This is a genomic window from Neisseria sp. HMSC066H01 (assembly GCF_001837375.1).
In the GTDB taxonomy this organism is placed as follows: Bacteria; Pseudomonadota; Gammaproteobacteria; order Burkholderiales; family Neisseriaceae; genus Neisseria.
The window spans coordinates 55,305-77,689 of record NZ_KV832194.1; the positions used below are offsets into that span (position 1 = coordinate 55,305).

The 22,385-nt window shown below is 50.5% G+C and carries 22 protein-coding genes and 3 tRNA genes; 10 read left to right on the plus strand and 15 right to left on the minus strand.

Features of this window, described 5'->3' with window-relative positions:
* Nucleotides 1-41: 41 nt before the first annotated feature.
* From HMPREF2551_RS04390 to HMPREF2551_RS04435, 10 genes are all read right to left on the minus strand, one after another.
* Nucleotides 42-1,787, minus strand: coding sequence for a DUF927 domain-containing protein (locus HMPREF2551_RS04390; RefSeq protein WP_070837402.1), 1,746 nt, complete (start codon nt 1,785-1,787; stop codon nt 42-44).
* The gene (locus HMPREF2551_RS04395; protein ID WP_070837404.1) at nt 1,784-2,884 is read right to left on the minus strand and encodes a DUF7146 domain-containing protein; all 1,101 of its coding nucleotides are present in this window, start codon (nt 2,882-2,884) and stop codon (nt 1,784-1,786) included. Before HMPREF2551_RS04395 ends, HMPREF2551_RS04390 begins: the two co-directional genes overlap by 4 nt.
* On the minus strand, nt 2,881-3,066 hold the full coding sequence (locus HMPREF2551_RS04400; RefSeq protein WP_070837406.1) for a polyribonucleotide nucleotidyltransferase: 186 nt from the start codon (nt 3,064-3,066) through the stop codon (nt 2,881-2,883). The genes HMPREF2551_RS04395 and HMPREF2551_RS04400 overlap by 4 nt, the downstream gene beginning before the upstream one ends.
* Complete coding sequence (locus HMPREF2551_RS04405; protein WP_070837408.1) at nt 3,063-3,278, minus strand: PTS sugar transporter subunit IID; 216 nt, start codon at nt 3,276-3,278, stop codon at nt 3,063-3,065. The genes HMPREF2551_RS04400 and HMPREF2551_RS04405 overlap by 4 nt, the downstream gene beginning before the upstream one ends.
* Nucleotides 3,279-3,422: 144 nt before the next feature.
* On the minus strand, nt 3,423-3,689 hold the full coding sequence (locus HMPREF2551_RS04410) for a hypothetical protein (protein ID WP_070837411.1): 267 nt from the start codon (nt 3,687-3,689) through the stop codon (nt 3,423-3,425).
* A gap of 287 nt (nt 3,690-3,976) precedes the next feature.
* Nucleotides 3,977-4,234, minus strand: coding sequence for a helix-turn-helix domain-containing protein (locus tag HMPREF2551_RS04415; RefSeq protein WP_070837413.1), 258 nt, complete (start codon nt 4,232-4,234; stop codon nt 3,977-3,979).
* A gap of 119 nt (nt 4,235-4,353) precedes the next feature.
* The gene (locus tag HMPREF2551_RS04420; RefSeq protein ID WP_070837415.1) at nt 4,354-4,560 is read right to left on the minus strand and encodes a helix-turn-helix transcriptional regulator; all 207 of its coding nucleotides are present in this window, start codon (nt 4,558-4,560) and stop codon (nt 4,354-4,356) included.
* Nucleotides 4,561-4,812: 252 nt separating this feature from the next.
* Nucleotides 4,813-5,463: a hypothetical protein gene (locus HMPREF2551_RS04425; protein ID WP_070837417.1), complete on the minus strand. Its 651-nt coding sequence runs from the start codon at nt 5,461-5,463 to the stop codon at nt 4,813-4,815.
* Nucleotides 5,464-5,797: 334 nt separating this feature from the next.
* Nucleotides 5,798-7,039, minus strand: coding sequence for a tyrosine-type recombinase/integrase (locus HMPREF2551_RS04430; RefSeq protein WP_070837419.1), 1,242 nt, complete (start codon nt 7,037-7,039; stop codon nt 5,798-5,800).
* Nucleotides 7,040-7,235: 196 nt separating this feature from the next.
* Nucleotides 7,236-7,320, minus strand: a tRNA-Leu gene (locus tag HMPREF2551_RS04435).
* A 161-nt stretch (nt 7,321-7,481) separates the two neighbouring features.
* Between HMPREF2551_RS04435 and HMPREF2551_RS04440 the strand changes: the two genes are divergently transcribed.
* The 4 genes from HMPREF2551_RS04440 (at nt 7,482) to HMPREF2551_RS04455 (ending at nt 9,044) form a co-directional block, all read left to right on the plus strand.
* Nucleotides 7,482-8,147, plus strand: coding sequence for a hypothetical protein (locus HMPREF2551_RS04440; protein WP_070837420.1), 666 nt, complete (start codon nt 7,482-7,484; stop codon nt 8,145-8,147).
* Nucleotides 8,140-8,733, plus strand: coding sequence for a GTP cyclohydrolase II (gene ribA / locus HMPREF2551_RS04445; protein WP_003685106.1), 594 nt, complete (start codon nt 8,140-8,142; stop codon nt 8,731-8,733). Before HMPREF2551_RS04440 ends, ribA begins: the two co-directional genes overlap by 8 nt.
* A gap of 125 nt (nt 8,734-8,858) precedes the next feature.
* Nucleotides 8,859-8,934 (plus strand) — tRNA-Val (locus tag HMPREF2551_RS04450).
* Nucleotides 8,935-8,967: 33 nt separating this feature from the next.
* A tRNA-Asp gene (locus tag HMPREF2551_RS04455) sits at nt 8,968-9,044 on the plus strand.
* Nucleotides 9,045-9,245: 201 nt separating this feature from the next.
* Here the strand turns inward: HMPREF2551_RS04455 and parE are convergent.
* Entirely contained in the window at nt 9,246-11,231 is a 1,986-nt protein-coding gene (gene parE / locus HMPREF2551_RS04460) for a DNA topoisomerase IV subunit B (protein WP_049359887.1), read from the minus strand.
* A gap of 68 nt (nt 11,232-11,299) precedes the next feature.
* On the minus strand, nt 11,300-11,836 hold the full coding sequence (locus HMPREF2551_RS04465) for an RNA pyrophosphohydrolase (protein ID WP_003747493.1): 537 nt from the start codon (nt 11,834-11,836) through the stop codon (nt 11,300-11,302).
* Nucleotides 11,837-12,164: 328 nt separating this feature from the next.
* Between HMPREF2551_RS04465 and HMPREF2551_RS04470 the strand changes: the two genes are divergently transcribed.
* The 3 genes from HMPREF2551_RS04470 (at nt 12,165) to HMPREF2551_RS04480 (ending at nt 15,055) form a co-directional block, all read left to right on the plus strand.
* Complete coding sequence (locus HMPREF2551_RS04470; protein WP_070837422.1) at nt 12,165-13,304, plus strand: polyamine ABC transporter substrate-binding protein; 1,140 nt, start codon at nt 12,165-12,167, stop codon at nt 13,302-13,304.
* Between the two features lie 107 nt (nt 13,305-13,411).
* Entirely contained in the window at nt 13,412-13,684 is a 273-nt protein-coding gene (locus HMPREF2551_RS04475) for an ACT domain-containing protein (protein ID WP_063076269.1), read from the plus strand.
* 15 nt (nt 13,685-13,699) lie between these two features.
* The gene (locus tag HMPREF2551_RS04480) at nt 13,700-15,055 is read left to right on the plus strand and encodes a PFL family protein (protein WP_070837424.1); all 1,356 of its coding nucleotides are present in this window, start codon (nt 13,700-13,702) and stop codon (nt 15,053-15,055) included.
* A 66-nt stretch (nt 15,056-15,121) separates the two neighbouring features.
* Here the strand turns inward: HMPREF2551_RS04480 and HMPREF2551_RS04485 are convergent, their stop codons facing one another.
* The gene (locus HMPREF2551_RS04485; protein ID WP_070837426.1) at nt 15,122-16,651 is read right to left on the minus strand and encodes a helicase HerA-like domain-containing protein; all 1,530 of its coding nucleotides are present in this window, start codon (nt 16,649-16,651) and stop codon (nt 15,122-15,124) included.
* A 241-nt stretch (nt 16,652-16,892) separates the two neighbouring features.
* Here HMPREF2551_RS04485 and HMPREF2551_RS04490 point away from each other — a divergent pair, with 241 nt between their 5' ends.
* Both HMPREF2551_RS04490 and murI read left to right on the plus strand, forming a co-directional pair.
* Entirely contained in the window at nt 16,893-18,122 is a 1,230-nt protein-coding gene (locus tag HMPREF2551_RS04490) for a multidrug effflux MFS transporter (protein ID WP_070837428.1), read from the plus strand.
* Between the two features lie 61 nt (nt 18,123-18,183).
* Entirely contained in the window at nt 18,184-18,993 is an 810-nt protein-coding gene (gene murI / locus HMPREF2551_RS04495) for a glutamate racemase (protein ID WP_003747483.1), read from the plus strand.
* A 63-nt stretch (nt 18,994-19,056) separates the two neighbouring features.
* On the opposite strand, the gene nadC is transcribed toward murI, so the two are convergent.
* Together nadC and HMPREF2551_RS04505 are read right to left on the minus strand one after the other, a co-directional pair.
* Nucleotides 19,057-19,938, minus strand: coding sequence for a carboxylating nicotinate-nucleotide diphosphorylase (gene nadC, locus HMPREF2551_RS04500; protein ID WP_070837430.1), 882 nt, complete (start codon nt 19,936-19,938; stop codon nt 19,057-19,059).
* Nucleotides 19,939-20,167: 229 nt separating this feature from the next.
* The gene (locus HMPREF2551_RS04505; protein WP_070837432.1) at nt 20,168-21,106 is read right to left on the minus strand and encodes an NUDIX hydrolase; all 939 of its coding nucleotides are present in this window, start codon (nt 21,104-21,106) and stop codon (nt 20,168-20,170) included.
* A 155-nt stretch (nt 21,107-21,261) separates the two neighbouring features.
* Here HMPREF2551_RS04505 and nadA point away from each other — a divergent pair, with 155 nt between their 5' ends.
* Complete coding sequence (gene nadA, locus HMPREF2551_RS04510) at nt 21,262-22,374, plus strand: quinolinate synthase NadA (protein ID WP_070814239.1); 1,113 nt, start codon at nt 21,262-21,264, stop codon at nt 22,372-22,374.
* Nucleotides 22,375-22,385 lie beyond the last annotated feature (11 nt).

Genomic DNA, 22,385 nt, shown 5'->3' on the forward strand with positions numbered 1-22,385 from the left:
AAAAAGCCCGCCTGTGTTGGTCATGGCGGGCTTGCTCTTGGTTATTCGTCAAAGTCGGGCGGGGCTTCTTCCATCAAAACATAGAATCGGCTTGCAACGCCGTTTTTTTTGCGCTGGTGTTGCCATCTGCCGTTTTCGGCTTTTTTTAACCATTCGTGATTATGTAGGACTTCACATACTTTGCGCGGGCTGTATCCTTTACAGACTTCATTTTCAAAGACTACGGGGATTATCCAGTATTCATCTATGCTCCCCTCTTGTTTCCGATAACCTGCATGGTCGCGGTTTACGGTTTGGCTGTTCCAGTCTGAAAAGCGCATAGACAGGGCGTTAACGTCCATAAAGGCGATTGCTTGCTCAATAATCCGGCGGTCTTCGCGGTTTCCTGTGCCGTTTTCTTCAAGCCATTCATTGAAACACTGCCTTACTCCTGCTTCTCCTGCTCCTTGTCTCATGCCGGTAATAGGGGCGGCATATTCCAAGACGGCGGCCAAAAGGGCAAAGCGGCGGGCAATTCTTCGCGCCTGTCCCTCCATTGGTGGCAAGGTCTCAAGGAATCGGGCGCGGCTGGCTTCTACGGCTTGGGCGGCGGCTTCTTTTCCGTCTTTGAGGATTTGGCGGATAAGGGCGCGGCCTGCTGTTCCTCGCTGCTTGGCTGTGGCTTGGTTGATATGCTCCGACAGTTTTGCGCCATCTGCGAAGCCGTGTAACGTGTCGTAAATGCCATATCTTGCCTCTGCCTGTATGTCAGGCAATCTAACATGATTACCCGCTTTCCATTGGGCGCGGTCTCCTATCAGGCTCTCTGGGTTTATTTCACCGGTTGAAAGGATCAGATTGCGCCATGTTTTCTGCCGGCGGTTGCCGCCATCTTTTGCGCCTTGTGTTTTTGACACGCCGTTGATCACGCTGTAAACCATTTGCGGGATTTTTCGCGGGTCGGCTGATTGCCCGATTTCATCTAACACCAGCAAGCCATCATTGCGGGCTAAAGCTAAATTCTGCAAGCCAAGCGGGGTAGTATCCCAATTTCCTTTAGTGGTTTCAGGGTCGCCCCATACGCTCAAGTCAAGACGCGCGGCGGTTGTTTTGCCTTTTGAGGAATCGCCCGCCAAATGGAAACCGCCTCCCTCTTCGTTCAAAAGTGCCAAGAATGGCGCGGCCATGCTTAAACCTAAAGCAAGGCATAGGCGGCTATTGTTCTCTGCGTATCGCGCGGCCTGCTCCTGCCATTCCTTGAGGCTGCCTTTTTCTGTGTAACCGTCTTTTTGGCTGGTGTCTCCGTTGTATAGAATGTTTGCGCCGTCTGCATTAACGGCTTCCCCGCCTGCCAGTATGTAGGCTTCCCCGTTCCAGCCGGCGCGGTCGGTAATGGTAAAGACGGCATTGCCGCTATGTTTTAGTAAATAATTGCGTAGCTTTCCACTTTCTATGCCCTCTGAATAAACATCTATACCATGCCAGCCTAACCGCTTCCAGCCATGCGCCGTGCCGATTTCTTCTTGTGGTAGGGCGGCGGTCTTTTGTTGGCGTGTGTTTTTGTCTTTGAATTTGATAATCCGATAATACGCGCCGTCATTGTCTTGCCCTGTGCCGATAATATCGATAGGTTCAGAAAGTAATAGCGGCTCTGATTTGATAATATCCCCGTTTTTGTTGGTTCTAACGTTTATCCACCATACGCCCCGATTGTTGATTTCAAAGTGAGGGCGTGGGCGGAATGGCTCGGCATTTTCAAGGTTGTAATCGTTGGTGCTTTCCTGCTTCGCTGTTTCGGTATTTTTCATGCTGTCTGTCCTCCGAAATGGTTGTCTGATTGCTTCTTCTCGTTCAGGTCGTCTAATGCGTCATAGCCGGGCGTTTTGCTTTTCAATACTTTTGCCCTGATTCCTTGCTCAAAGGCTCGCATTGCCAAGTCACAAGCGGCTCTGTAACCAACAGGGCGGGGCGTGTCGTTATCGGCAATAATCGCAATTTCTTTTATACCGTTCGGAAAGTGAAAATTAGTCATGCCGCTTGTACTTAAGGCCGCGTATAAGCCCCAATCGTAAGCCTTGTACAATTCGCGGGCGGCTAGGGCGGTTTCTATGCCCTCTGCAATGACAAGACGGCCATTTTCAGGAATCGGGAACAAGTGGACGGCTTGCCCCGATATGCTGCCTTGCTTACGGTTTCGCATTTTCTTGGCCGGTAATGTTTCGCCTGTTACGGGGTCTTTGATTGCCAGTTTCTGATAGCGCGGGGCGTGTAGTCCGTCCTCTCCGCATGGCTTGTCATAGCTCGCCTGCAAATAGGTTAGGTGTAAGCCTTGTAGCTCTTCGTCCATATCGCGGATAGCACAAACCATACACGGGAAACTACCAAGCAAAAGCGGCTTATCCGCGCCCGTTGTCCAATAGTCTTTTTCAGGTAGAAAACGGACGTTTTCGGGTAAATGCGCCATGTCCAAACCGCGTGATTTCAAATACTGAATAACAGGGGAATCGGGGCGGATAGGTTCTGTGCTTCTCCACAATTCGGCCAGTTTCTCGATTTGGTCTTTTTCGGGGTATGGTTGCTCTTGTAGGCGTGTTGGCGGTATCGGCAAAGGGTCTGCATTATCCATGCCTAAAACGCCTGAAACCTGCTTTAAGGCCGTCTGAAAATCACACCCGAAAAAGTGCATTACCAAGCCGAAACCATCGCCCGCGCCGTTGTTGTAATGGCTGCAAATAAATGTGCCGTTTCCGTCCTTGTCGTCATATCTGAAACGGTCTTTTCCTCCACACGCGGGGCAGGGCTGGTGTTTGTTTTTCAGGTATCGCGGGTCTATGCCTAATGCCGCGTGGATTTTCGGCCAGTGGTATTGCGCGGCGGCTCTGATTTCTTTGTATGTTGGTTTCATTTTCCTACCTCCTCGAATCTGTCCATAGCTTCGCGGGCTATGACTGATACAGTATGAATTGCCTCTTTTTGGCTTGCTCCGTCATTCACAATCAGCAAGATGGTGCTTATAACGTCCACCGCTGCGATTGCTTTCTCTTTGCTGTTTAGTTGGTTTGCCAGCTTATCCATGATGGTTTTCATTGCTCTGCCTCCTCTGATACAGGTTCTAAAACGATTCCGGCTGTCGGGTCTGTTTCCCATATTGCGGGCGTTTCCGGCTCTAGTTGCTCCGTGTCGGCGTGGGCGGGCTGATCACAGGCTCGGACTACCAACGCCAAAAGCAACGCCCAAAACACCAGCAAGGCGCGGTTTAAATACCGGCGGAAACGGTCTGATTTATTGGTCTGTTTCATGGTTTATCCTTTGCTCTGCCTCCAGTGTTTCAAAACATGAATCTAATAAAATCAATGAGTTATGAAAACACTAGGGCGAAGTTTGCCCTATGCCGTCTGAAATAGGCGGCATAAAGGCGGGTAAATTTCAGGGAATAGGTGGGCTTAACCGGCGTGGGTTACGCTGTAAGCAGCCCATTCTTTCAGGCCGTCTGAAATGGAATTGATAAAGGATTTACAGGCTAAGATGGCCGCGCCTTGTGATGGATAGATACCAAGTGGGCGGGCAATAGATGAACAGGCCTTTAAATCGTCAAAGTAGGCGATAGGCTCGTAAACAATGGCGGCAAAGCCTGAAGCATGGCAAGTGGAAGCCATAGCAGCGGCTTGATTTTGAGTGGTTTGGATTTGGGGAAAAGTGCAAGATTGCATTTGAAATGCTCCTAATCGTAAAGTGAGATTTGAGAAATGCCCAAAATAGGGGGCGGCGCTCTCTCCTGCGATTAGTCAGGCGTGGACGTTACCGTTACCACACACCGCCATAAACTTTGATATGCCGTCCAAAGCCTGTAAATAGGCTTCAAACGCCATAGGGGAAAATGGCGATAAAAAATCAGCGTTTACCCTGCTGATTTGGGCTAATCGTATTTGAGAGAGAAACTAAATTCTGCTTCTCAAAGCTCAATCTGTCAAATGGTTTTTTACGGGGTTAGATGGCGTTATGACTTACTCTTTTCCGACACCAGCAAACAAAACCGCCCGCATTTCACGGTCTCCCCGAATTGGTTTTGCACTTCTTCCATCACGGTTATGATTTCATGCCCCGCTCTGCGAAGCTCCATAATGCGTGTGTTATAGCTAAGTATGCCCATCTGTGCCAGCTCCCATGAAGTAACGCTCCCTTTTCTTAATCGGGCTAAAATGCGCTCTCTTTGGCTTGGCGTTTTGGACTTAATGCTGATAGAATGGTTATCCATAATTTTCTTACCTCTTAATTTGTTTGGCCGTCTGAATGTCCGTTCAGGCGGTTTTATTTTGTCTAAAGGGATAGATTCCCGATGATTCTTCGCGCGCGCGCGTATTGTTACGAAAACTCCTACTCTTCACGCTTGGCGGCCAGTTTGTTGAGATACTCTTCAATCTCACTGGAAAGCCAGCCGGTAATATTTTCAGAAAGTTTGATAGGCTTAGGAAAATCAGGGCGGTGATGGCGGCTCTTAGGGTTTGCCCAATTCCAAATAGTGGCTCGTGAAACGCCCATAATGCGGGCAGTATCGTTTACTCTTAATACTGTATTATTCATATGCTTTGCCTTTCATTCGTGTGGTTTAGATGGGCATATTTTGCGAAAGACAACCAAACAAAAAAACGGAATCAGGATTTAACTTAACCTGATTCCGCTTGTTGAAAGCCTTATAAATAAAGGCTGGAAAGATAGATTACCTTTTTTTTATTTATCGGGTTTTCTTCCCGTTGCCGCCCATTCAGGGCGAATGATTTGCGCTATTTTATCTGCCATTGTTTGCGTGATTTTCCCTCCTGATTGCTCAATTACTCATTTAGCAATATCTGAATTATTTGGCTGTGTGTCTTTTTCCGCTGGGTTTGCATTTCCCCAAAATCTCGAAAAGGCATTATTAGCAAGTTTTAAAGATAATGGTTGCTCATGAAAAGAACTATAACTTTCTTGCTTGCTTTCATCATTATCGATTCCAAATAATTCAATCATGATATTATCATTAACCTTTCTATTTTCTTCGTTTTCTCTTTGTATTTCTTCTAAAACCTCATCAATATCAGAAAGGCTGGAATAATCTTTTCCAAGAATGTCGGCTGCATATTGAATTACTAAATGCTTTTCTAAATAATAATTCAATCCAAAATATTCTGCCGATTCTAAGTTATATTTAGCCATGTCTTCTAAGTAAAGACGGAATGGGTTAGCTACTTCGCTTTGGGCATATTCTGTTTGAGTAGAATTTAGCATATAAGCATTATCATCTATCATTTCTCCCTCAAACTCGTAGTCATCGATTAAAAGCACTTTCCCGGCATCAAATTTCTTTTCATAATCCATCAGCAAGAATCTTGCTACATCAGCTAAATCGGCTTCTCCCCCGTCTGCTTTTTGAATATATTTCAAAATGTTCTCAAATGAAATATATAGGCTGCTCTCTCTTTTTAATTCTTTCTGAATAAGGCTCATTGTTCTAAATCCTCCTAAACGGATTTATCGGACTAATGTCTCTATGCTCAATACCGGCCGCCGTTGCGTGTTGCTCTGTGCCGGTCTCAAGCTCTATGTTTCCCACGTCCAAGCGGTCAAACGAAAGCAAAACATCTAATGCACTGTATTTCATAGGGTTAATTTCTTTCTGTATAAAATGGTAACCAGTGGTAACCAGTTGGTAACCAGTAAATTTACGTTAATTGGTTACCGCTTTTTCTTTGTATTTATATTTATATTCATATAGTTATATTTGTAAAGTTTTGTGGTAACCAGTGTAACCAGTATATTTACTCACGCGCATAGGGAATTTTTAATCCGTCTTGCTCTCTTGGATCATCTGTAATGCCTGGTTGTATTGCTCCCGTAAATAGTCGCTATACCATTGCATAAACTCGATACGCTGGGGCATATACTCGGCCATGTAGGCGTATGAATCCTTTGTTTTATCTTCTTCAACGTGGGCAAGCTGAATTTCGATTGCGCCGCCGTTGAAGTTGTTTTCATAAAGCAAACTACTTGCTACTGCTCTGAAGCCATGCGGCGTGGCCTTGCCCTTGTAGCCTAGTTTCTCGTTAATGATTTTTCCTAGCGTGTTTTCGCTGATATGGCGGTTTACGTTGGTTCTACTTGGAAACATAAACCGGCTATACCCTGTCAGCGTGTGTAACTCTTGAAGAAGCTCTATTGCCCAATCAGAAAGAGGCACACATAAAGCGGGCTTCGGCTTCATCTTTTCATGCTTCATTCTTTCAGCGGGAATAATCCAACGCTTGTTTTTAAAGTCCACTTCTTGCCATTGGCCGCCGCGTAATTCGTTATTTCTCACAAACACCAGCATAACCAGCATGATGGCAATTTTGTTTTGCCGTTCTATGTTGGTTGCCAGTATCAGGCGGCGGTAAAACTCCGGCAATTCTTCACGGGGCAGGGCGGGTTTATGTTTGGTGGGTAAATTGGGAATATGACTTTTCAACAGGCGGGCGGGGTTGTTTTCTGAAATTTCCAGCATGGCGGAATAGTCAAAAATCGCTCCTATCCAGCCCCTGATTTTGTCGGCGGTATCAGTAACGCCCCGCGCCATCACGGAATCAAGCAGGGTTTTGATGTGGGTTACCTTGATTTCATTAACGGGGATTTCCCCAATGACTGGGAAAACGTCATTTTTCAAATAACGCATGATTCGCTCGGCGTGGTGTTCTTTCCAGCGGGGCAAATTGTCCTTGTGCCATTGCTTGGCTAAATGCTCAAAAGTATTTAACAAGGCGGCTTGTCGAGCTGCTTCGGCTTCTTGCTTGGCTTTGGTAGGGTCTTGCCCTTGTGCAATCATGCGGCGGGCGTTTTCGGTAGCTTGTCGGGCTTCTACCAGTGAAACGGCTGGATATTTCCCGATAGTGAAGTCTTTATCTTTGCCATTCATGCGGTATCTCATGCGGAATATTTTCCCGCCCGCTGGCGTAATTTCAAGATATAGGCTGTTTCCGTCAAATAACTTAACTTTCTTTCCAGTGTTAGACGGTTTGGCAGCTTTAATTTGGCGGTCGTTTAGTGGCATTGTGGGGATGTTTTTCAGTGGTTTTGGCTGATTCCCTGAATCATACCCACAATTTGTGGTTTACTCAATTAAACGGCATTATTTGTATTAGACGATTAGAAAGCGGTTGATTGGCCTTAAGGCATTGATATTACTGGGATTGGTTGCCCGCGTTGGGCGAGATTAGACGAAAAAAAAGCCCCGTAAAGGGGTTGGGTGGTGCGGACGGAGAGACTCGAACTCTCACACCTCGCGGCGCCAGAACCTAAATCTGGTGCGTCTACCAATTTCGCCACGTCCGCACTAATTTGAACCGTGGATTATACACAAGATTAATGGGGGCGCAAAGTCTTGTTTGCTTGAATTTTTCGGTTTATCCCTTATATAATGGCTTATTCCGGCCGTCTGAAAGCAGGGTTTGTTTTCAGACGGCCTCAACTTTACTATTGGTGAGGAAGGGCAGATGCCTGCTTTATTGATTAAAGATTTTTTGCAGACGCAAGGTTTGAAGTTGCCTGCGGATGAGATACATGTTGCTTATTTGACTGCCCAGGCTGTGATTAAAATGGGCAATGCTTCGGTTGAGCGTTCGATTTTGTGGCCGTCTGAAGACGGTTGGCAGTTGGCGGATTATGTTGATGCCGAACATGAATTATTGCTGAAACAGATTTTTATGGCTTTGGATTCGGTTGCCGAGCGCACCGAGCATTTGAAAAGTGCAGCCGTTTATACTGCGTTTCCGAAAGATGGTGCGTTGTCGCTGGTTCGTCTGAGCCGTTGGGGCGTGCCGTTGGAAAATGTGATTCCAATCGATGAGCCGGCCGGGCAGGCTTTTTTGGCTGTGCGTACGGCGCAAAGCGGCTGGATGAATGTTTGCCAGAATGTGGCGTATTGGCAGGAAATCGGTGAATTGTCGGACGAACGCAATCATCCCGGCTTGAGCCAGATTTCTGTTCCCGTCTGTATGCCCAGCGGTGCAGTTTTAGGCGTGGTACATGCTGAATTTGATGTCAAGGACGGTGCGCCTGACGAAGTGTTGGTGGCCTGGATTGCCCTTGCATTAGCCTTGGCGGAACCTTTGAAAAACCTCTTGGGCGTGGCTGAAAACGAGGAAGCGGAAAATGAGTAACGCGTTGAAGTTTGTCGCGTCATGCCGTTTGCCTACGGAGTGGGGCGAATTTACGATGCACGGCTTTGAAGAAGAGGGCGGTCAGGAACATGTCGCATTGACGATGGGCGATGTTTCAGACGGCCTGCCTGTATTGTCGCGTATTCATTCCGAGTGCTTGACTGGCGATGCTTTATTTTCGGTGAAATGTGATTGCGGTCCTCAGCTTCAAGCGGCGATGCAGGCCGTTCAGAAAGAAGGGCGCGGTGTTATCGTATATTTGCGCCAAGAAGGCAGGGGCATTGGTTTGATAAACAAAATCCGTGCGTATCGTTTGCAAGACCAAGGCTTGGATACGGTTGAGGCCAATGTTGCACTCGGCCTTCCTGTTGATGCGCGCGACTTTACTTTGGCCAAGCAGATTTATGATTATCTGCATATTCGTGAAGTCAGGTTGCTGACTAATAACCCTGAGAAAATTCAAACGTTGAAAGATTCCGGCATTAATGTGGTTGAACGGATTGCATTACATGTCGGCGAAAATGTGGAAAATGAGCGTTATCTGCATACCAAGGCGGATAAATTGGGGCATTTGATTTTTGATTGATAGATGGGCATAACGGTTATTTTTATTGTTAAATAAAATATTCTATATTCTTTCAATGGGATATGTTTTTATTTAAATAAAAACCTTGCGCGCAACCTGATTTTTTGATTTAATGTCAGCTTATCGGGTGATTAGCTCAGTTGGTAGAGCGTCTGCCTTACAAGCAGAATGTCGGCGGTTCGACTCCGTCATCACCCACCAAGTTTCCTTTTCATTGTCTTTGACAGTGGATGCGCGGTGGTAGCTCAGTTGGTTAGAGTACCGGCCTGTCACGCCGGGGGTCGCGGGTTCGAGCCCCGTCCGCCGCGCCATTATTTAAAAAGCACTGATTATATCAGTGCTTTTTTGTTTGTCTTATAAAGGCACAATTAAGCCGCGAAAATAGAAACAGGTAAATAACCGCAGTGTATTGAAATTGAAATACTGTTTAATCTTAATTTTCTTATGTTTTAAAAAAGGCCGTCTGAAACTTTTAAAGTTTCAGACGGCCTTTATTCTATTGAAACAATGGATTAAATATCCAATTCTGCCGTATCGCCTTCTTTTTCCATCCATGCGCGGCGGGCGGCGGCTTCGCCTTTGCCCATCAGTTTGACGAAGATGTCGCGTGTTTCGTCATCTGCGCCTTCCGGGATTTGCACCTGCAACAGACGGCGGGTGTCGGGGTGCATGGTGGTGTCTTTGAGCTGGTCGGGGTTCATCTCGCCCAAGCCTTTGAAACGGCTGATGGAATAGGCAGTTTCTTTAACGCCTTCTTTTTGCAGCCGCTCCAAAATGCTGTCGAGTTCGTTTTGGTCGAGGGCGTAGAATTTGCGGGCAGGTTTGCTCTTGCCTTGTGCATTGACATCGACGCGGAACAGCGGCGGTTGGGCGACGTAGATGTGTCCGTCGGCAATCAGTTTCGGGAAGTGGCGGTAGAACAGGGTCAACAGCAAAACCTGAATATGTGAACCGTCCACGTCGGCATCGGACAAGATGGCGATTTTGCCGTAGCGCAGGCCGCTTAAATCGGGATTATCGTTGATGCCGTGCGGATCAACGCCGATGGCAACGGAAATATCATGGATTTCGGCGTTACCGAAGAGTTGGTCGGGGTGGACTTCGAAGCTGTTGAGCACCTTACCGCGCAGGGGCAAGATAGCCTGTGTGGCTTTGTCGCGGGCAAGTTTGGCGGAGCCACCGGCGGAATCGCCTTCGACGAGGAAGAGTTCGTTTTCACGGATGTCTTCGCTTTCGCAGTCGGTCAGTTTGCCGGGCAGGACGGCGACGCCGCTGCCTTTTTTCTTTTCAATCTTTTTAACCGAACGCATCCGCGCTTGTGCCTGACGGATGGCGAGTTCGGCGATTTTTTTGCCGAAGTCTACGTTTTGGTTCAGCCACAATTCCAAAGGGTCGCCCGATACGGTGGCAACAAGTTTCAATGCGTCGCGGTTGGTCAGTTTGTCTTTAGTCTGACCTTGGAACTGCGGGTCAAGGACGCGGGCGGAGAGGACGAAGGCGGTTTTGCCGAACACGTCGTCGCTTTGTACTTTCACGCCGCGCGGTAGGAGGTTGTGCAGGTTGATGAAGTTGTTGACCGCGTTGAACACGGCTTGTTTCAAGCCCGCTTCGTGCGTGCCGCCCAGCGGGGTGGGGATGAGGTTGACGTAGCTTTCGTTGGCGCACGAGCCTTCTTCCAGCCAAGTCAGGGCAAACGCGGCGCCTTCTCCGATACTGAAATCGCCGTTGTGGCCGTCTGAAATGTAGTTTTCGCAGGAGAAGATAGGCACGGCTTCTTGTGCATCAGCAATCAGGTCGGTCAGATAGCTTTTCAGGCCATCCGGGTAGTGCCAAGTTTGGGTGTATGCTTCGTCTTCGCCTTTGACCGGACGAGTCAGGGAAACGCGCACACCGGGCAGCAATACAGCTTTGGCGCGCAATAATCGCTCGAGTTCGGGAATGCTGTAATTCGGGCTTTCAAAATATTTGCCGTCCGGCCACACGCGCACTTCGGTGCCGCTGTCTTTGACGGCGCATTTGCCCACTTCAGTCAAAGGCTCAATGACGTCGCCACCGGAAAAGACGATGCGGTGGATTTTGCCTTCGCGTTTGACCGTTACTTCAAGGCGGGTGGAGAGGGCGTTGGTCACGGATACGCCGACGCCGTGCAGGCCGCCCGAAAAGGCATACGCGCTGCCGCCGTCTTTTTTATTGAACTTGCCGCCTGCGTGCAGACGGGTGAACACGAGTTCGACTACGGGTACGCCTTCTTCAGGGTGCAGGCCGACGGGAATGCCGCGGCCGTTGTCGCGCACGGAAAGCGAACCGTCTTCATGAATTTGCACGTCAATTTCAGTCGCGAAACCGCCCAACGCCTCGTCCGCCGCGTTATCAATCACTTCCTGACAGATATGGGTCGGGCTGTCGGTACGGGTGTACATGCCGGGACGTTCTTTGACCGGCTCCAAACCTTTGAGGACGGTAATGCTGGATTCGCTGTATTGATTGTTTTTAGCCATAGGAATAATGTAAAGGCCGTCTGAAAGGATGAAAAACAACGCTTTCAGACGGCCTGAAAGCGTTTGGGTTATAGGTTTTCTATTGGATTGCGACGGATAAATTCTTCATAGCTTTCTATGCCGCGCAAGAAACGGGAAAGTTCGGTCAATGCGCCCAAATACACGCCGCGCTTGAAGTCGATGACTTCGTCAACCGGCGCCCAGTATTGGTGCCAACGCCAGCCGTCGAATTCAGGATGATGGCAGGCGCGGAGGTTGACGTCGCTGTCGCGGCCGACCAAACGCAAAAGATACCAAATCTGTTTTTGTCCGCGATACGAACCGCGCCATTCGCGGCGCACCCAGTGGCTGGGCACATCATAGCGCAGCCAGTCGCGCGTGCGGCCGATAATTTTGACATGTTGCGGCAGCAGGCCGACTTCTTCGTACAACTCGCGGTACATGGCGGTCTCAGGGCTTTCGCCCGGCTTGATGCCGCCTTGCGGAAACTGCCAAGAATGTTCGCGTACGCGTTTGCCCCAAAAGACTTCGTTACGTTCGTTAATCAGGATAATACCGACATTGGGGCGATAGCCTTCTCTGTCTAACACGGGGTCGCCCTTCATTAAATTCAATCGTGCAATTTTCCCACAAATTGGGCGGTTTTGACAAATATTGAGGCCGTCTGAATAAGCATACAGTTTTTTCCAGACGGCATGAAACCGTTTCTGAAAAAATGTTGTTTATGAATAAAACCATAGCTTCAGGCCGTCTGAAAAGGGAGAATTTTTTCTGCTTTAAGGTCTTGCATTCAAAAGCTTTTTGCCGTTTAATGCGAACCTTGCTGAATCAAGGGCAAAGGACACATGCCGGCCGCCCCCACAGTTTCCCTTTTGTAAGTGGCATCTGCCACCGCTGCAATATTTTTACCCCCCGAACAAAAGGTCTGAAACCATGAAAAAATCTTTGATGGCGGCGGCAATCTTGAGCCTCGTCTTGACTGCGTGTAGTGGTGGAAAAGAAACCGCCGCAGAATCTTCCGCATCTCAAACTTCTTCCTCTCAAACGGATAAACTCAATATCTACAACTGGTCGGATTATGTCGATCCGGCCACGCTGTCTGCGTTTGAAAAAAATACGCATATCAACGTCCGCTACGATTACTACGACAGCAACGAAGCGCTGGAAGCCAAGCTGCTGACCGGCAAGTCGGGTTATGATCTGGTTGCTCCGTCTATTGCCAATGTCGGCCGCCAGATTAAAGCCGGCGCGTATCAAAAAATCGACAAATCGCAAATTCCCGATTACGCCAACATCGATCCTGATTTGCTGAAAATGATGGAAACCGTCGATCCGGGCAACGAATATGCAGTCCCTTATTTCTGGGGCATCAATACGCTGGCGATTAACAAGCAGCAGGTTCAAAAGGCTTTGGGTACGGACAAACTGCCTGAAAACGAATGGGAGTTGGTGTTTAACCCTGAATACACCCAAAAACTGAAATCCTGCGGCATCAGCTATTTTGACAGCGCCATCGAGCAGATTCCTTTGGCTTTGCATTATTTGGGCAAAGACCCGAACAGCGAAAACCCTGATGACATCAAAGCTGCTGTCGATATGATGAAAAAAGTGCGTCCCGACATCAAACGCTTTACCTCGTCCGGCTATATCGACGATATGGCTGCCGGTAATCTTTGCGTATCGGTAGGCTACGGCGGCGACCTCAATATTGCCAAAACCCGTGCCAAAGAAGCAGGAAACGGCGTCGAAGTCGAAGTATTGGCGCCGAAAAGCGGCGTCGGTATTTGGGTGGATTCGCTGATGATTCCGCGTGATGCGCAAAATGTGGCCAATGCACACAAATACATCAATCACACGCTCAATCCGGAAACAGCGGCCAAAAACGGCAACTATGTGACTTATGCTCCGGCCAGCCGTCCGGCGCGTGATTTGATGGATGAAAAATATACATCTGACGAATCGATTTTCCCAAGTAAAGAATTGATGGAAAAAAGCTTCATCGTCTCTCCCAAGTCAACCGATGCGAGCAAACTCAGTGTTCGCTTGTGGCAGGCTTTGAAAGCAGGGCGATAATTAAAATTGAAATTTGAATACTCAGGCCGTCTGAAACAGTTTTTCAGACGGCCTGAGTGTTATAATTGTCAACACTTTTCAAATATTCTATAAGGAGAAACAGCGTTATGAGCAATTCAGTCATCACCGTCATCGGTAAAGACCGCGTGGGCATTGTGTACGACGTTTCCAAAATTTTAGCGGAAAACCAAATTAATATTCTCAACATCAGCCAACAGCTGATGGACGATTTTTTTACCATGATTATTTTGGTGGACACTTCAAAATGCACCAAATCACGTCAAGAGGTTTTGGATTTGTTTGCGGAAGAGAGCAAAAAACTCGCGCTTGATATCCGTATGCAAAACGAAGAAATTTTCCAAGCCATGCACCGTATTTAAGTCGGAGGGAGAGCCATGAGTATTCAATCCGGCGAGATTTTAGAAACCGTCAAAATGGTGGCCGACCAGAATTTTGATGTCCGTACCATTACCATCGGCATTGATCTGCACGACTGTATCAGCAGCGATATCAATGTGTTGAACCAAAATATTTACAATAAAATCACCACGGTCGGCAAAGACTTGGTGGCGACGGCAAAATATTTGTCTGCCAAATACGGCGTGCCGATTGTGAATCAGCGCATTTCCGTCACGCCGATTGCCCAAATCGCCGCGGCCACCCATGCCGATTCCTATGTCAGCGTGGCGCAAACTTTAGATAAAGCTGCCAAAGCCATCGGCGTGTCGTTTATTGGCGGCTTCTCTGCGCTGGTGCAAAAAGGCATGTCGCCTTCGGACGAAGTGCTGATCCGTTCCATTCCCGAAGCGATGAAGACTACCGATATCGTGTGTAGCTCCATCAATATCGGCAGCACGCGCGCCGGTATCAATATGGATGCGGTCAAGCTAGCAGGCGAAACCATCAAACGCACGGCTGAAATCACGCCCGAAGGTTTCGGCTGCGCCAAAATCGTCGTGTTCTGCAATGCAGTGGAAGACAACCCGTTTATGGCGGGCGCGTTTCATGGTTCGGGCGAAGCGGATGCCGTCATCAATGTCGGCGTATCCGGCCCGGGTGTTGTAAAAGCCGCGTTGGGAAATTCAGATGCAACGACATTGACTGAAGTTGCGGAAGTTGTGAAGAAAACCGCTTTCAAAATTACCCGTGTGGGCGAACTTATCGGCCGCGAAGCCTCGAAAATACTGGGCATCCCGTTCGGCATTCTCGATTTGTCGCTGGCGCCGACCCCTGCCGTTGGCGACTCGGTGGCACGCATTCTTGAAGAAATGGGTTTGAGCGTCTGCGGTACGCACGGCACGACAGCGGCTTTGGCCTTGCTGAACGATGCCGTGAAAAAAGGCGGCATGATGGCTTCCAGCGCGGTCGGCGGTTTGAGCGGCGCGTTTATCCCCGTTTCCGAAGATGAAGGCATGATTGCCGCCGCCGAAGCTGGTGTGCTGACGCTGGACAAACTCGAAGCCATGACCGCTGTCTGCTCCGTTGGTTTGGACATGATTGCCGTCCCCGGCGACACGCCTGCTCATACTATTTCCGGCATCATCGCCGACGAAGCCGCCATCGGTATGATCAACAGCAAAACCACTGCCGTGCGCATTATTCCGGTTACCGGTAAAACCGTCGGCGACAGCGTCGAGTTCGGCGGCCTGCTGGGCTACGCACCTGTAATGCCGGTTAAAGAAGGTTCGTGCGAAGTATTCGTCAACCGAGGCGGCAGGATTCCTGCGCCGGTGCAGTCGATGAAGAACTGATTGGATTGATAAATAAAAGGCCGTCTGAAATTGATTTTCAGACGGCCTTTTATGTTTGCAGGCTGATTATTTGAACATATTTTTTATAATGCCCATTACGCTGCGGGAAATGGCGTTGGTGACTTGGCGGTTGATTTGGCTGCCGATGGCGTCGGCAACATTGTAGCCCAAACCTTGGCCGGATTTTTTACGTCCGCCGCTCAAGCCGCCGAGCAATCCGCCGAGGATGCCTGGATCGGCATTGGCGGCTTCTTTTTCTGCGGCTTTTTGTGCTTTTTCCTGCTCTTTGGCGGTATTTGCGGCTTCTTTTTCAGCAGCAGCTTGGCTGTCTGCTTCGGCCAATGCTTCAAAAGCGGAGTAGTTGTCCACCATGTCTTTGTAGGTTGGATACAAATCGTCGTTTTGGAACAAGCGGTTGCGCTCTTCTGCGGCAAGCGGGGTCAAAGAAGATTGCGGCGGCAGAATGAGGGCGCGTTCTACCGGCTCGGGCATACCTTTTTCATCAAGGAAGGAAACAAGGGCTTCACCGACGCCGAGTTCGGCAATCGCTTCGGCAACTTTGATGTTTGGGTTGCTGCGGAAGGTTTCGGCAGCGGCCTTAACCGCTTTTTGGTCGCGCGGCGTGAAGGCGCGCAGGGCGTGTTGTACGCGGTTACCCAGTTGGCCGAGAATGGTGTCAGGTAAGTCGAGCGGGTTTTGGGTGACGAAATATACGCCCACGCCTTTGGAGCGGATCAGGCGCACGACTTGTTCGATTTGTTCGACCAGTGCATTGGCGGCATTGTCGAACATCAAATGCGCTTCGTCGAAGAACATCACGAATTTCGGTTTGTCCAAATCGCCGACTTCGGGCAGGGTTTCAAACAATTCTGCCAACATCCACAGCAAAAACGCGCTGTACATACGCGGCGAGCGCATCAGTTTTTCGGAGTTGAGGATGTTGATGATGCCTTTGCCGTTGTCGGTTTGCATCCAGTCTTGCAGGTTGAGGGAAGGTTCGCCGAAGAATTTTTCCGCACCTTCGTTCTCCAGTGTCAAAAGCTGACGCTGAATCGCGCCGATACTGGCGGCGGAGACGTTGCCGTATTGCGTACGGTATTCCGAAGCGTGGTCGGAAACGTGTTTCAGCATGCTGCGCAGGTCTTTCAAGTCCAGAATGTGCCAGCCTCTGTCGTCGGCAACTTTGAACACGAGGTTGAGCAGGCCTTCCTGCGTGTCGTTCAGATTCATCAGGCGGGCCAAAAGCATAGGGCCCATTTCAGAAACGGTCACGCGTACGGGAATACCAGTTTCGCCGTAAACATCCCAAAAGCGCACGGGGAAACTTTGCAGCCATTGCTCGCCCAAATCAAACTCGGCGATGCGTTCGCCCACTTTGCCGCTGTTGGCACCGGCTTGCGCAATGCCCGACAAATCGCCTTTGACATCGACCAAGAATACGGGGACGCCTTCGCTGCTGAAGGCTTCCGCCATGCGGCGCAGGGTAACGGTTTTACCCGTACCGGTCGCACCGGCGATCAAGCCGTGGCGGTTGGCCATTTTGCCTTGGATTTCGAGCGTTTTCCCGTCGGCACGCGCAATTTGAAATGTAGTCATGATTATTCCTTAGAATCCGTGATGTGAAACAATTTGTTGTCTTAAAAAACAAGCATTTTAACGTTTGCGGCGAGGGGATTCAACCAAGCAAAGTTTCAGACGGCCTTAAGTTTTGCAAAGGTTTTTTTGCGGTGATTGGACAAGGTTGAAATCTGCTATAATTCCATCCAATCCGCAACCGTCTGACAAGGCGGTTGTTTTCTTTGTTTTTTGAATATTTTTTACGAAAGCGAAAGTCGCAATGACTGCACAACAAGCCCCTTTGGGCGAAAAAACCATGGCCGTGCTGATGGCGATGTTGGTCGCGCTGATGCCGTTTTCTGTCGATGCTTATCTGCCTGCGATTCCCGAAATGGCGAAGTCGCTGGGTTCGGACATCCACCGTATCGAGCAAAGCCTGAGCTTTTTTATGTTTGGCGTGGCGTTTGGCCAGGTGGTCGGTGGTTCGATTTCGGATATTAAAGGCCGCAAACCTGTCGCCTTGGTGGGCTTGAGCATTTACTTTGCCGCCGTTATCGGTTTGACGATGGTGAATAATGTCGAGCAGCTGCTGAACTTGCGTGCCTTGCAGGCGTTTGGCGCGGGGATGACCGTGGTGATTTCCGGTGCGATGGTGCGCGATTATTATTCCGGACGCAAAGCCGCGCAGATGTTTGCCTTAATCGGCATCATTCTGATGATTGTGCCGCTGATGGCGCCGATGATTGGTGCGGGCTTGCAGAATTTGGGCGGCTGGCGCATGATTTTCGGCTTTCTGGCCTGCTATTCGCTGCTGCTTTGGGGTTTGATGTGGTATTTCCTGCCCAAGCCGCACCAAAAAGGCAAAATCAGCATGGACGTGTTCGGCGTGGTGGCGGGCAGGTTTAAACGTGTTTTGAGGACGCGTGCCGCGATGGGCTATTTGTTTTTCCAAGCTTTCAGTTTCGGTTCGATGTTTGCCTTTTTGACCGAATCATCGTTCGTGTACCAACACCTGTATCATGTTTCACCAAACCAATACGCTTGGATATTTGCGCTTAATATCATTACCATGATGTCGTTTAACCGTGTTACCGCATGGCGTTTGAAAACCGGTACGCATCCGCAAAACATCCTCAAATGGGGCATTATCGTCCAATTTGCCGCCAATCTGCTGATGGCTGTTTTGGTGTTGTTGCTGTCTTTACCGCCTTTGTGGGCTTTGGTGTTGTGCGTGATGTTTTCAGTCGGTACGCAAGGCTTGGTCGGTGCGAACACGCAAGCCTGCTTTATGGGCTATTTCAGCGAAGAGGGCGGCAGCGCAAATGCCGTTTTGGGCGTGTTCCAATCCCTCATCGGCGCATCGGTCGGCATGGCCACGACTTGGCTGCACAATGGTTCTGCCTTGGTAATGGCCGGTATGATGTTGAGCTCGACCGTGTGCGGTATCGTACTGTTGTGGGTTTGCTCGCATCAGGCTTGGATGGAAAACGATAAAAAAGAATATGTTTAACCTTCAGGCCGTCTGAAAAACGGTTTCAGACGGCCTCGAATTTATATTGAAGAAATTAACCATGAGTACCAGCAAACAACGCCCCATCGGCGTATTTGATTCCGGCGTCGGCGGCTTGACCAATGTTCGCGCCCTGATGGAACGCCTGCCGATGGAAAACATCATCTATTTCGGCGATACCGCACGCGTTCCCTACGGCACCAAATCCCGCGCCACCATCGAAACCTTTGCCATGCAGATTGTCGATTTCCTGCTGGAAAACGATGTCAAGGCACTCGTCATCGCGTGCAACACCATCGCCGCCGTTGCCGGACAAAAAATCCGTCAAAAAGCAGGCAATATGCCTGTATTGGACGTCATCTCTGCCGGCGCGGAAGCCGCTTTACAAACCACCAAAAACAACCGAATCGGCATTATCGCAACCAACACTACCGTCAACAGCAACGCCTATGCGCGCGCCATCCATTCGCAAAACAACGACACACTGGTGCGCACGCAAGCCGCGCCCCTGCTTGTGCCATTGGTGGAAGAGGGCTGGCTTGATCACGAAGTTACCCGCCTGACCGTGCGCGAATATCTCAAGCCGCTTTTGGCTGACGACATCGACACGCTGGTGTTGGGTTGTACCCACTTCCCACTGCTCAAACCGCTTATCGGCCGTGAAGCACAAAACGTTACCTTGGTCGATTCCGCCATCACCACCGCCGAAGCCACCGCCAAAGCCTTGGCGCAAGCAGGTTTGCTGAACACGGAAAACGACAATCCGGATTACCGCTTCTACGTCAGCGACATCCCACTGCGTTTCCGCACCATCGGCGAACGCTTCTTGGGTAGAAGTATGGAGCAGATTGAGATGGTAACGTTGGGTTGATGGGTAATATTAAAGGCCGTCTGAAATTTCAGACGGCCTTTTTGCTTTATAGCCAACTCGAACTTAAGCCATGAAATCCAAGCCTATGTCCAACGAGCGGCTGCTGTGGGTCAGATAGCCGAGGGCAATGCCGTCCACGCCGGTTTGTGCCACGCGCTTCAGGCGGTCGAAGCCGATGCCGCCCGATGCTTCGCAATAGACGGTGTGGGGGTGGGCGGTTTGCGTGTGGCAGCGGTTTGCCGCTTCTTTCAAGGTTTCGTCGTCCATGTTGTCCAGCAAAATCCGTTCCGCGCCCGCCACGATGGCTTCGTCCAGTTGTGCCAGCGTGTCCACTTCGATTTCCACGCAGGTCAACGGTCCGACCGCCTGTTTTGCCTGCTGCACGGCTTGGGCGATGCTGTCGCAATAGGCAAGATGGTTGTCTTTAATGAGTACGGCATCGTCCAAACCCATACGGTGGTTTACGCCGCCGCCTGTCCTGACAGCGTATTTTTGCAGGACGCGCAGCAGGGGGATGGTTTTGCGGCTGCACACGATGTCTGTACCGTATTCGGCGACTTCGGTGACGGCACGCGCGGTGGCGGTGGCGATGCCGCTCAAGTGCGTAAGGTAGTTGAGCGCGGTGCGTTCGGCAGCGAGCAGTGCGCGGGCGTTGCCTTCGACGGCTGCCAGCGTCTGACCTGCGCGGACGGCTTGTCCGTCTTGGATTTCGGCTTGGAAGCGGACTGACGGATCTATCGTCTGAAAGGCGAGACGAGCCAAGTCTATGCCGGCGATGACACCGTCTTCGCGGCTGACGAGGAAGAGTTTGGCGGTTTTGTCGGGTGCGATGACGGCGGCGGACGTAATGTCGCCGCGCCTGCCCAAATCTTCGCTCAAGGCTTGTTCGATCATAGGGCGAAACAGGGTGTCGGGCAGGGGGAAGAGGGTGTTTTCAGACGGCATGGGGTTTCCTTTGTTGAAAAAGATGGATGTTGCACCGATGGGGCAAAACTTCATTTTATAGTGGATTAAATTTAAACCAGTACGGCGTTGCCTCGCCTTAGCTCAAAGAGAACGATTCTCTAAGGTGCTGAAGCACCAAGTGAATCGATTCCGTACTATCTGTACTGTCTGCGGCTTCGTTGCCTTGTCCTGATTTTTGTTAATCCACTATAGGTCATCTGAAAACGGGCTAACGGCTGCCCAGCGGCAGTCCGATGTCCGAAATTAACCTGTCGGGCAGGACGTCGTCGCGGAAGCGGTAAAGCTGCGCGGGACGGCCTTTGCTGCCCGATACGCCGGTATCCGACGGCTCGATGAGGTTTTGCTGCTGAATCTGGCGGCGGAAGTTTTGTTTGTGCAGCAGTCTGCCGCTGATGGCTTCGACACTGTTTTGCAGTTGCAGCAGCGTAAATTCGGGCGGCATCAGTTCGAAAATAACGGGGCGGTATTTGATTTTGGCGCGCAGGCGGGACAGGGCGGTTGCCAACACGCGGCGGTGGTCGTGGCGCATGGGCTGCCCCGTGAGCGCAAAGTCGAAGTTTGCCTGCGGCTCGGCGGCTTCCGCTATCAGGCCGCTTTCATACAGTATTTCATAGCGTTGCAAAACGTATTCTTCCGACCAGTTTTCCGGTTCGACCCCCCAGCACAAGTGAATGCGCTTGAGCCGCTTTTGGCGCACTTCCTCCGTGTCCGCCGAGTTTGCCCAAATGCGCAGGCGGCTGACGATGGCGTCGCGCTGCCCGCTGTCGGTGCGCAAATCTTCCCACGGGAAATAGCTGTAGCAGTCCTGCCATTTCGCATCCGGGTGCAGGATGCTGTCGGAGGCCTCGCGCACCAGTCCCAGATAGCTGACGTACAAGACAGGCAGGCCTTGCTCGTTTTGACGGCGCGTATCGACAAATGTGTAAAGCTGTTCTACATAACCCATGGGCTGAGATGTCTGCTTAGCGACCCACATCCTGACCCCTGCCTGCAAGGAGTGGCGAAGCGGTGCAAGCAGGCCGTTGGGCAGCAGCGCTCCTTGGGCAACGGTCAAAACCCTCAAGCTGCCGTTTGTAATGGCGATCAGTACAGGAACCAGCTCGACGATACTTTGCGTATTGGCTGCTGTTTCAGGATAGGCATCCATGCGTGGCTTTCATTCAAGAGAAAACCTTATTGTAAACCAAAGCGGTTTTCAGACGACCTTGCATATTATACTCAAGTTGAGCATAATATAAAAACTATTTGAAACATAGACGGCAAACCTTTATGCCGTCTGAAAAACAGCCACAAGGAAACATCATGCAAACCGCCGCCCGCCGCTCGTTCGACTACGATATGCCCCTCATTCAGACGCCGACTTCCGCCTGCCAAATCCGTCAGGCGTGGGCGAAGGTTGCCGACACACCCGACCGCGAGACGGCAGGCCGTCTGAAAGATGAAATCAAGGCTTTGTTGAAGGAGAAAAACGCGGTCTTGGTGGCGCATTATTACGTCGATCCGCTGATTCAGGATTTGGCTTTGGAAACGGGCGGATGCGTGGGCGATTCGCTGGAGATGGCGCGCTTCGGCGCGGAACACGAAGCCGATACATTGGTGGTGGCGGGCGTACGCTTCATGGGCGAGAGCGCGAAAATCCTCTGCCCTGAAAAAACAGTGCTGATGCCTGATTTGGAAGCAGAATGTTCTTTGGATTTGGGTTGCCCGGAAGAGGCGTTTTCAGCGTTTTGCGACCAACACCCCGACCGCACAGTCGTAGTGTACGCCAACACTTCCGCTGCCGTGAAAGCGTGTGCCGACTGGGTGGTCACGTCTTCGGTGGCGTTGGAAATCGTGTCGTATTTGAAATCGCGCGGCGAGAAGTTGATTTGGGGACCCGACCGCCACCTCGGCGACTACATCCGCCGCGAAACGGGCGCGGATATGCTGCTGTGGCAGGGTTCGTGTATCGTCCATAACGAATTCAAAGGGCAGGAATTGGCGGCGTTGAAGGCGGAACATCCCGACGCGGTGGTGCTGGTTCATCCCGAATCGCCTCAAAGCGTCATCGAATTGGGCGACGTGGTCGGCTCGACCAGCAAGCTACTCAAAGCCGCCGTATCGCGCCCCGAAAAAAAATTCATCGTGGCGACCGATTTGGGCATCCTGCACGAAATGCAAAAGCAGGCACCCGACAAAGAGTTTATCGCCGCCCCGACGGCGGGCAACGGCGGAAGCTGCAAAAGCTGCGCGTTCTGCCCGTGGATGGCAATGAATTCGCTGGGTGGCATCAAATACGCCCTGGCAAGCGGGTACAACGAAATCCTGTTGGACAGAAAGCTGGGAGAAGCCGCCAAACTGCCTTTGCAGCGTATGCTCGACTTCGCGGCAGGGCTGAAGAAAAAAGATGTGTTCAACGGCATGGGCCCCGCCTGATTTTCCGTCCA

Excerpts from the sequence above, each read along its gene's own strand:
- HMPREF2551_RS04390 (WP_070837402.1), bottom strand. The coding sequence starts at position 1,787 with ATGAAAAATACCGAAACAGCGAAGCAGGAAAGCACCAACGATTACAAC.
- HMPREF2551_RS04395 (WP_070837404.1), bottom strand. The coding sequence starts at position 2,884 with ATGAAACCAACATACAAAGAAATCAGAGCCGCCGCGCAATACCACTGG.
- HMPREF2551_RS04400 (WP_070837406.1), bottom strand. The coding sequence starts at position 3,066 with ATGAAAACCATCATGGATAAGCTGGCAAACCAACTAAACAGCAAAGAG.
- HMPREF2551_RS04405 (WP_070837408.1), bottom strand. The coding sequence starts at position 3,278 with ATGAAACAGACCAATAAATCAGACCGTTTCCGCCGGTATTTAAACCGC.
- HMPREF2551_RS04410 (WP_070837411.1), bottom strand. The coding sequence starts at position 3,689 with ATGCAATCTTGCACTTTTCCCCAAATCCAAACCACTCAAAATCAAGCC.
- HMPREF2551_RS04415 (WP_070837413.1), bottom strand. The coding sequence starts at position 4,234 with ATGGATAACCATTCTATCAGCATTAAGTCCAAAACGCCAAGCCAAAGA.
- HMPREF2551_RS04420 (WP_070837415.1), bottom strand. The coding sequence starts at position 4,560 with ATGAATAATACAGTATTAAGAGTAAACGATACTGCCCGCATTATGGGC.
- HMPREF2551_RS04425 (WP_070837417.1), bottom strand. The coding sequence starts at position 5,463 with ATGAGCCTTATTCAGAAAGAATTAAAAAGAGAGAGCAGCCTATATATT.
- HMPREF2551_RS04430 (WP_070837419.1), bottom strand. The coding sequence starts at position 7,039 with ATGCCACTAAACGACCGCCAAATTAAAGCTGCCAAACCGTCTAACACT.
- HMPREF2551_RS04440 (WP_070837420.1), top strand. The coding sequence starts at position 7,482 with ATGCCTGCTTTATTGATTAAAGATTTTTTGCAGACGCAAGGTTTGAAG.
- ribA (WP_003685106.1), top strand. The coding sequence starts at position 8,140 with ATGAGTAACGCGTTGAAGTTTGTCGCGTCATGCCGTTTGCCTACGGAG.
- parE (WP_049359887.1), bottom strand. The coding sequence starts at position 11,231 with ATGGCTAAAAACAATCAATACAGCGAATCCAGCATTACCGTCCTCAAA.
- HMPREF2551_RS04465 (WP_003747493.1), bottom strand. The coding sequence starts at position 11,836 with ATGAAGGGCGACCCCGTGTTAGACAGAGAAGGCTATCGCCCCAATGTC.
- HMPREF2551_RS04470 (WP_070837422.1), top strand. The coding sequence starts at position 12,165 with ATGAAAAAATCTTTGATGGCGGCGGCAATCTTGAGCCTCGTCTTGACT.
- HMPREF2551_RS04475 (WP_063076269.1), top strand. The coding sequence starts at position 13,412 with ATGAGCAATTCAGTCATCACCGTCATCGGTAAAGACCGCGTGGGCATT.
- HMPREF2551_RS04480 (WP_070837424.1), top strand. The coding sequence starts at position 13,700 with ATGAGTATTCAATCCGGCGAGATTTTAGAAACCGTCAAAATGGTGGCC.
- HMPREF2551_RS04485 (WP_070837426.1), bottom strand. The coding sequence starts at position 16,651 with ATGACTACATTTCAAATTGCGCGTGCCGACGGGAAAACGCTCGAAATC.
- HMPREF2551_RS04490 (WP_070837428.1), top strand. The coding sequence starts at position 16,893 with ATGACTGCACAACAAGCCCCTTTGGGCGAAAAAACCATGGCCGTGCTG.
- murI (WP_003747483.1), top strand. The coding sequence starts at position 18,184 with ATGAGTACCAGCAAACAACGCCCCATCGGCGTATTTGATTCCGGCGTC.
- nadC (WP_070837430.1), bottom strand. The coding sequence starts at position 19,938 with ATGCCGTCTGAAAACACCCTCTTCCCCCTGCCCGACACCCTGTTTCGC.
- HMPREF2551_RS04505 (WP_070837432.1), bottom strand. The coding sequence starts at position 21,106 with ATGGATGCCTATCCTGAAACAGCAGCCAATACGCAAAGTATCGTCGAG.
- nadA (WP_070814239.1), top strand. The coding sequence starts at position 21,262 with ATGCAAACCGCCGCCCGCCGCTCGTTCGACTACGATATGCCCCTCATT.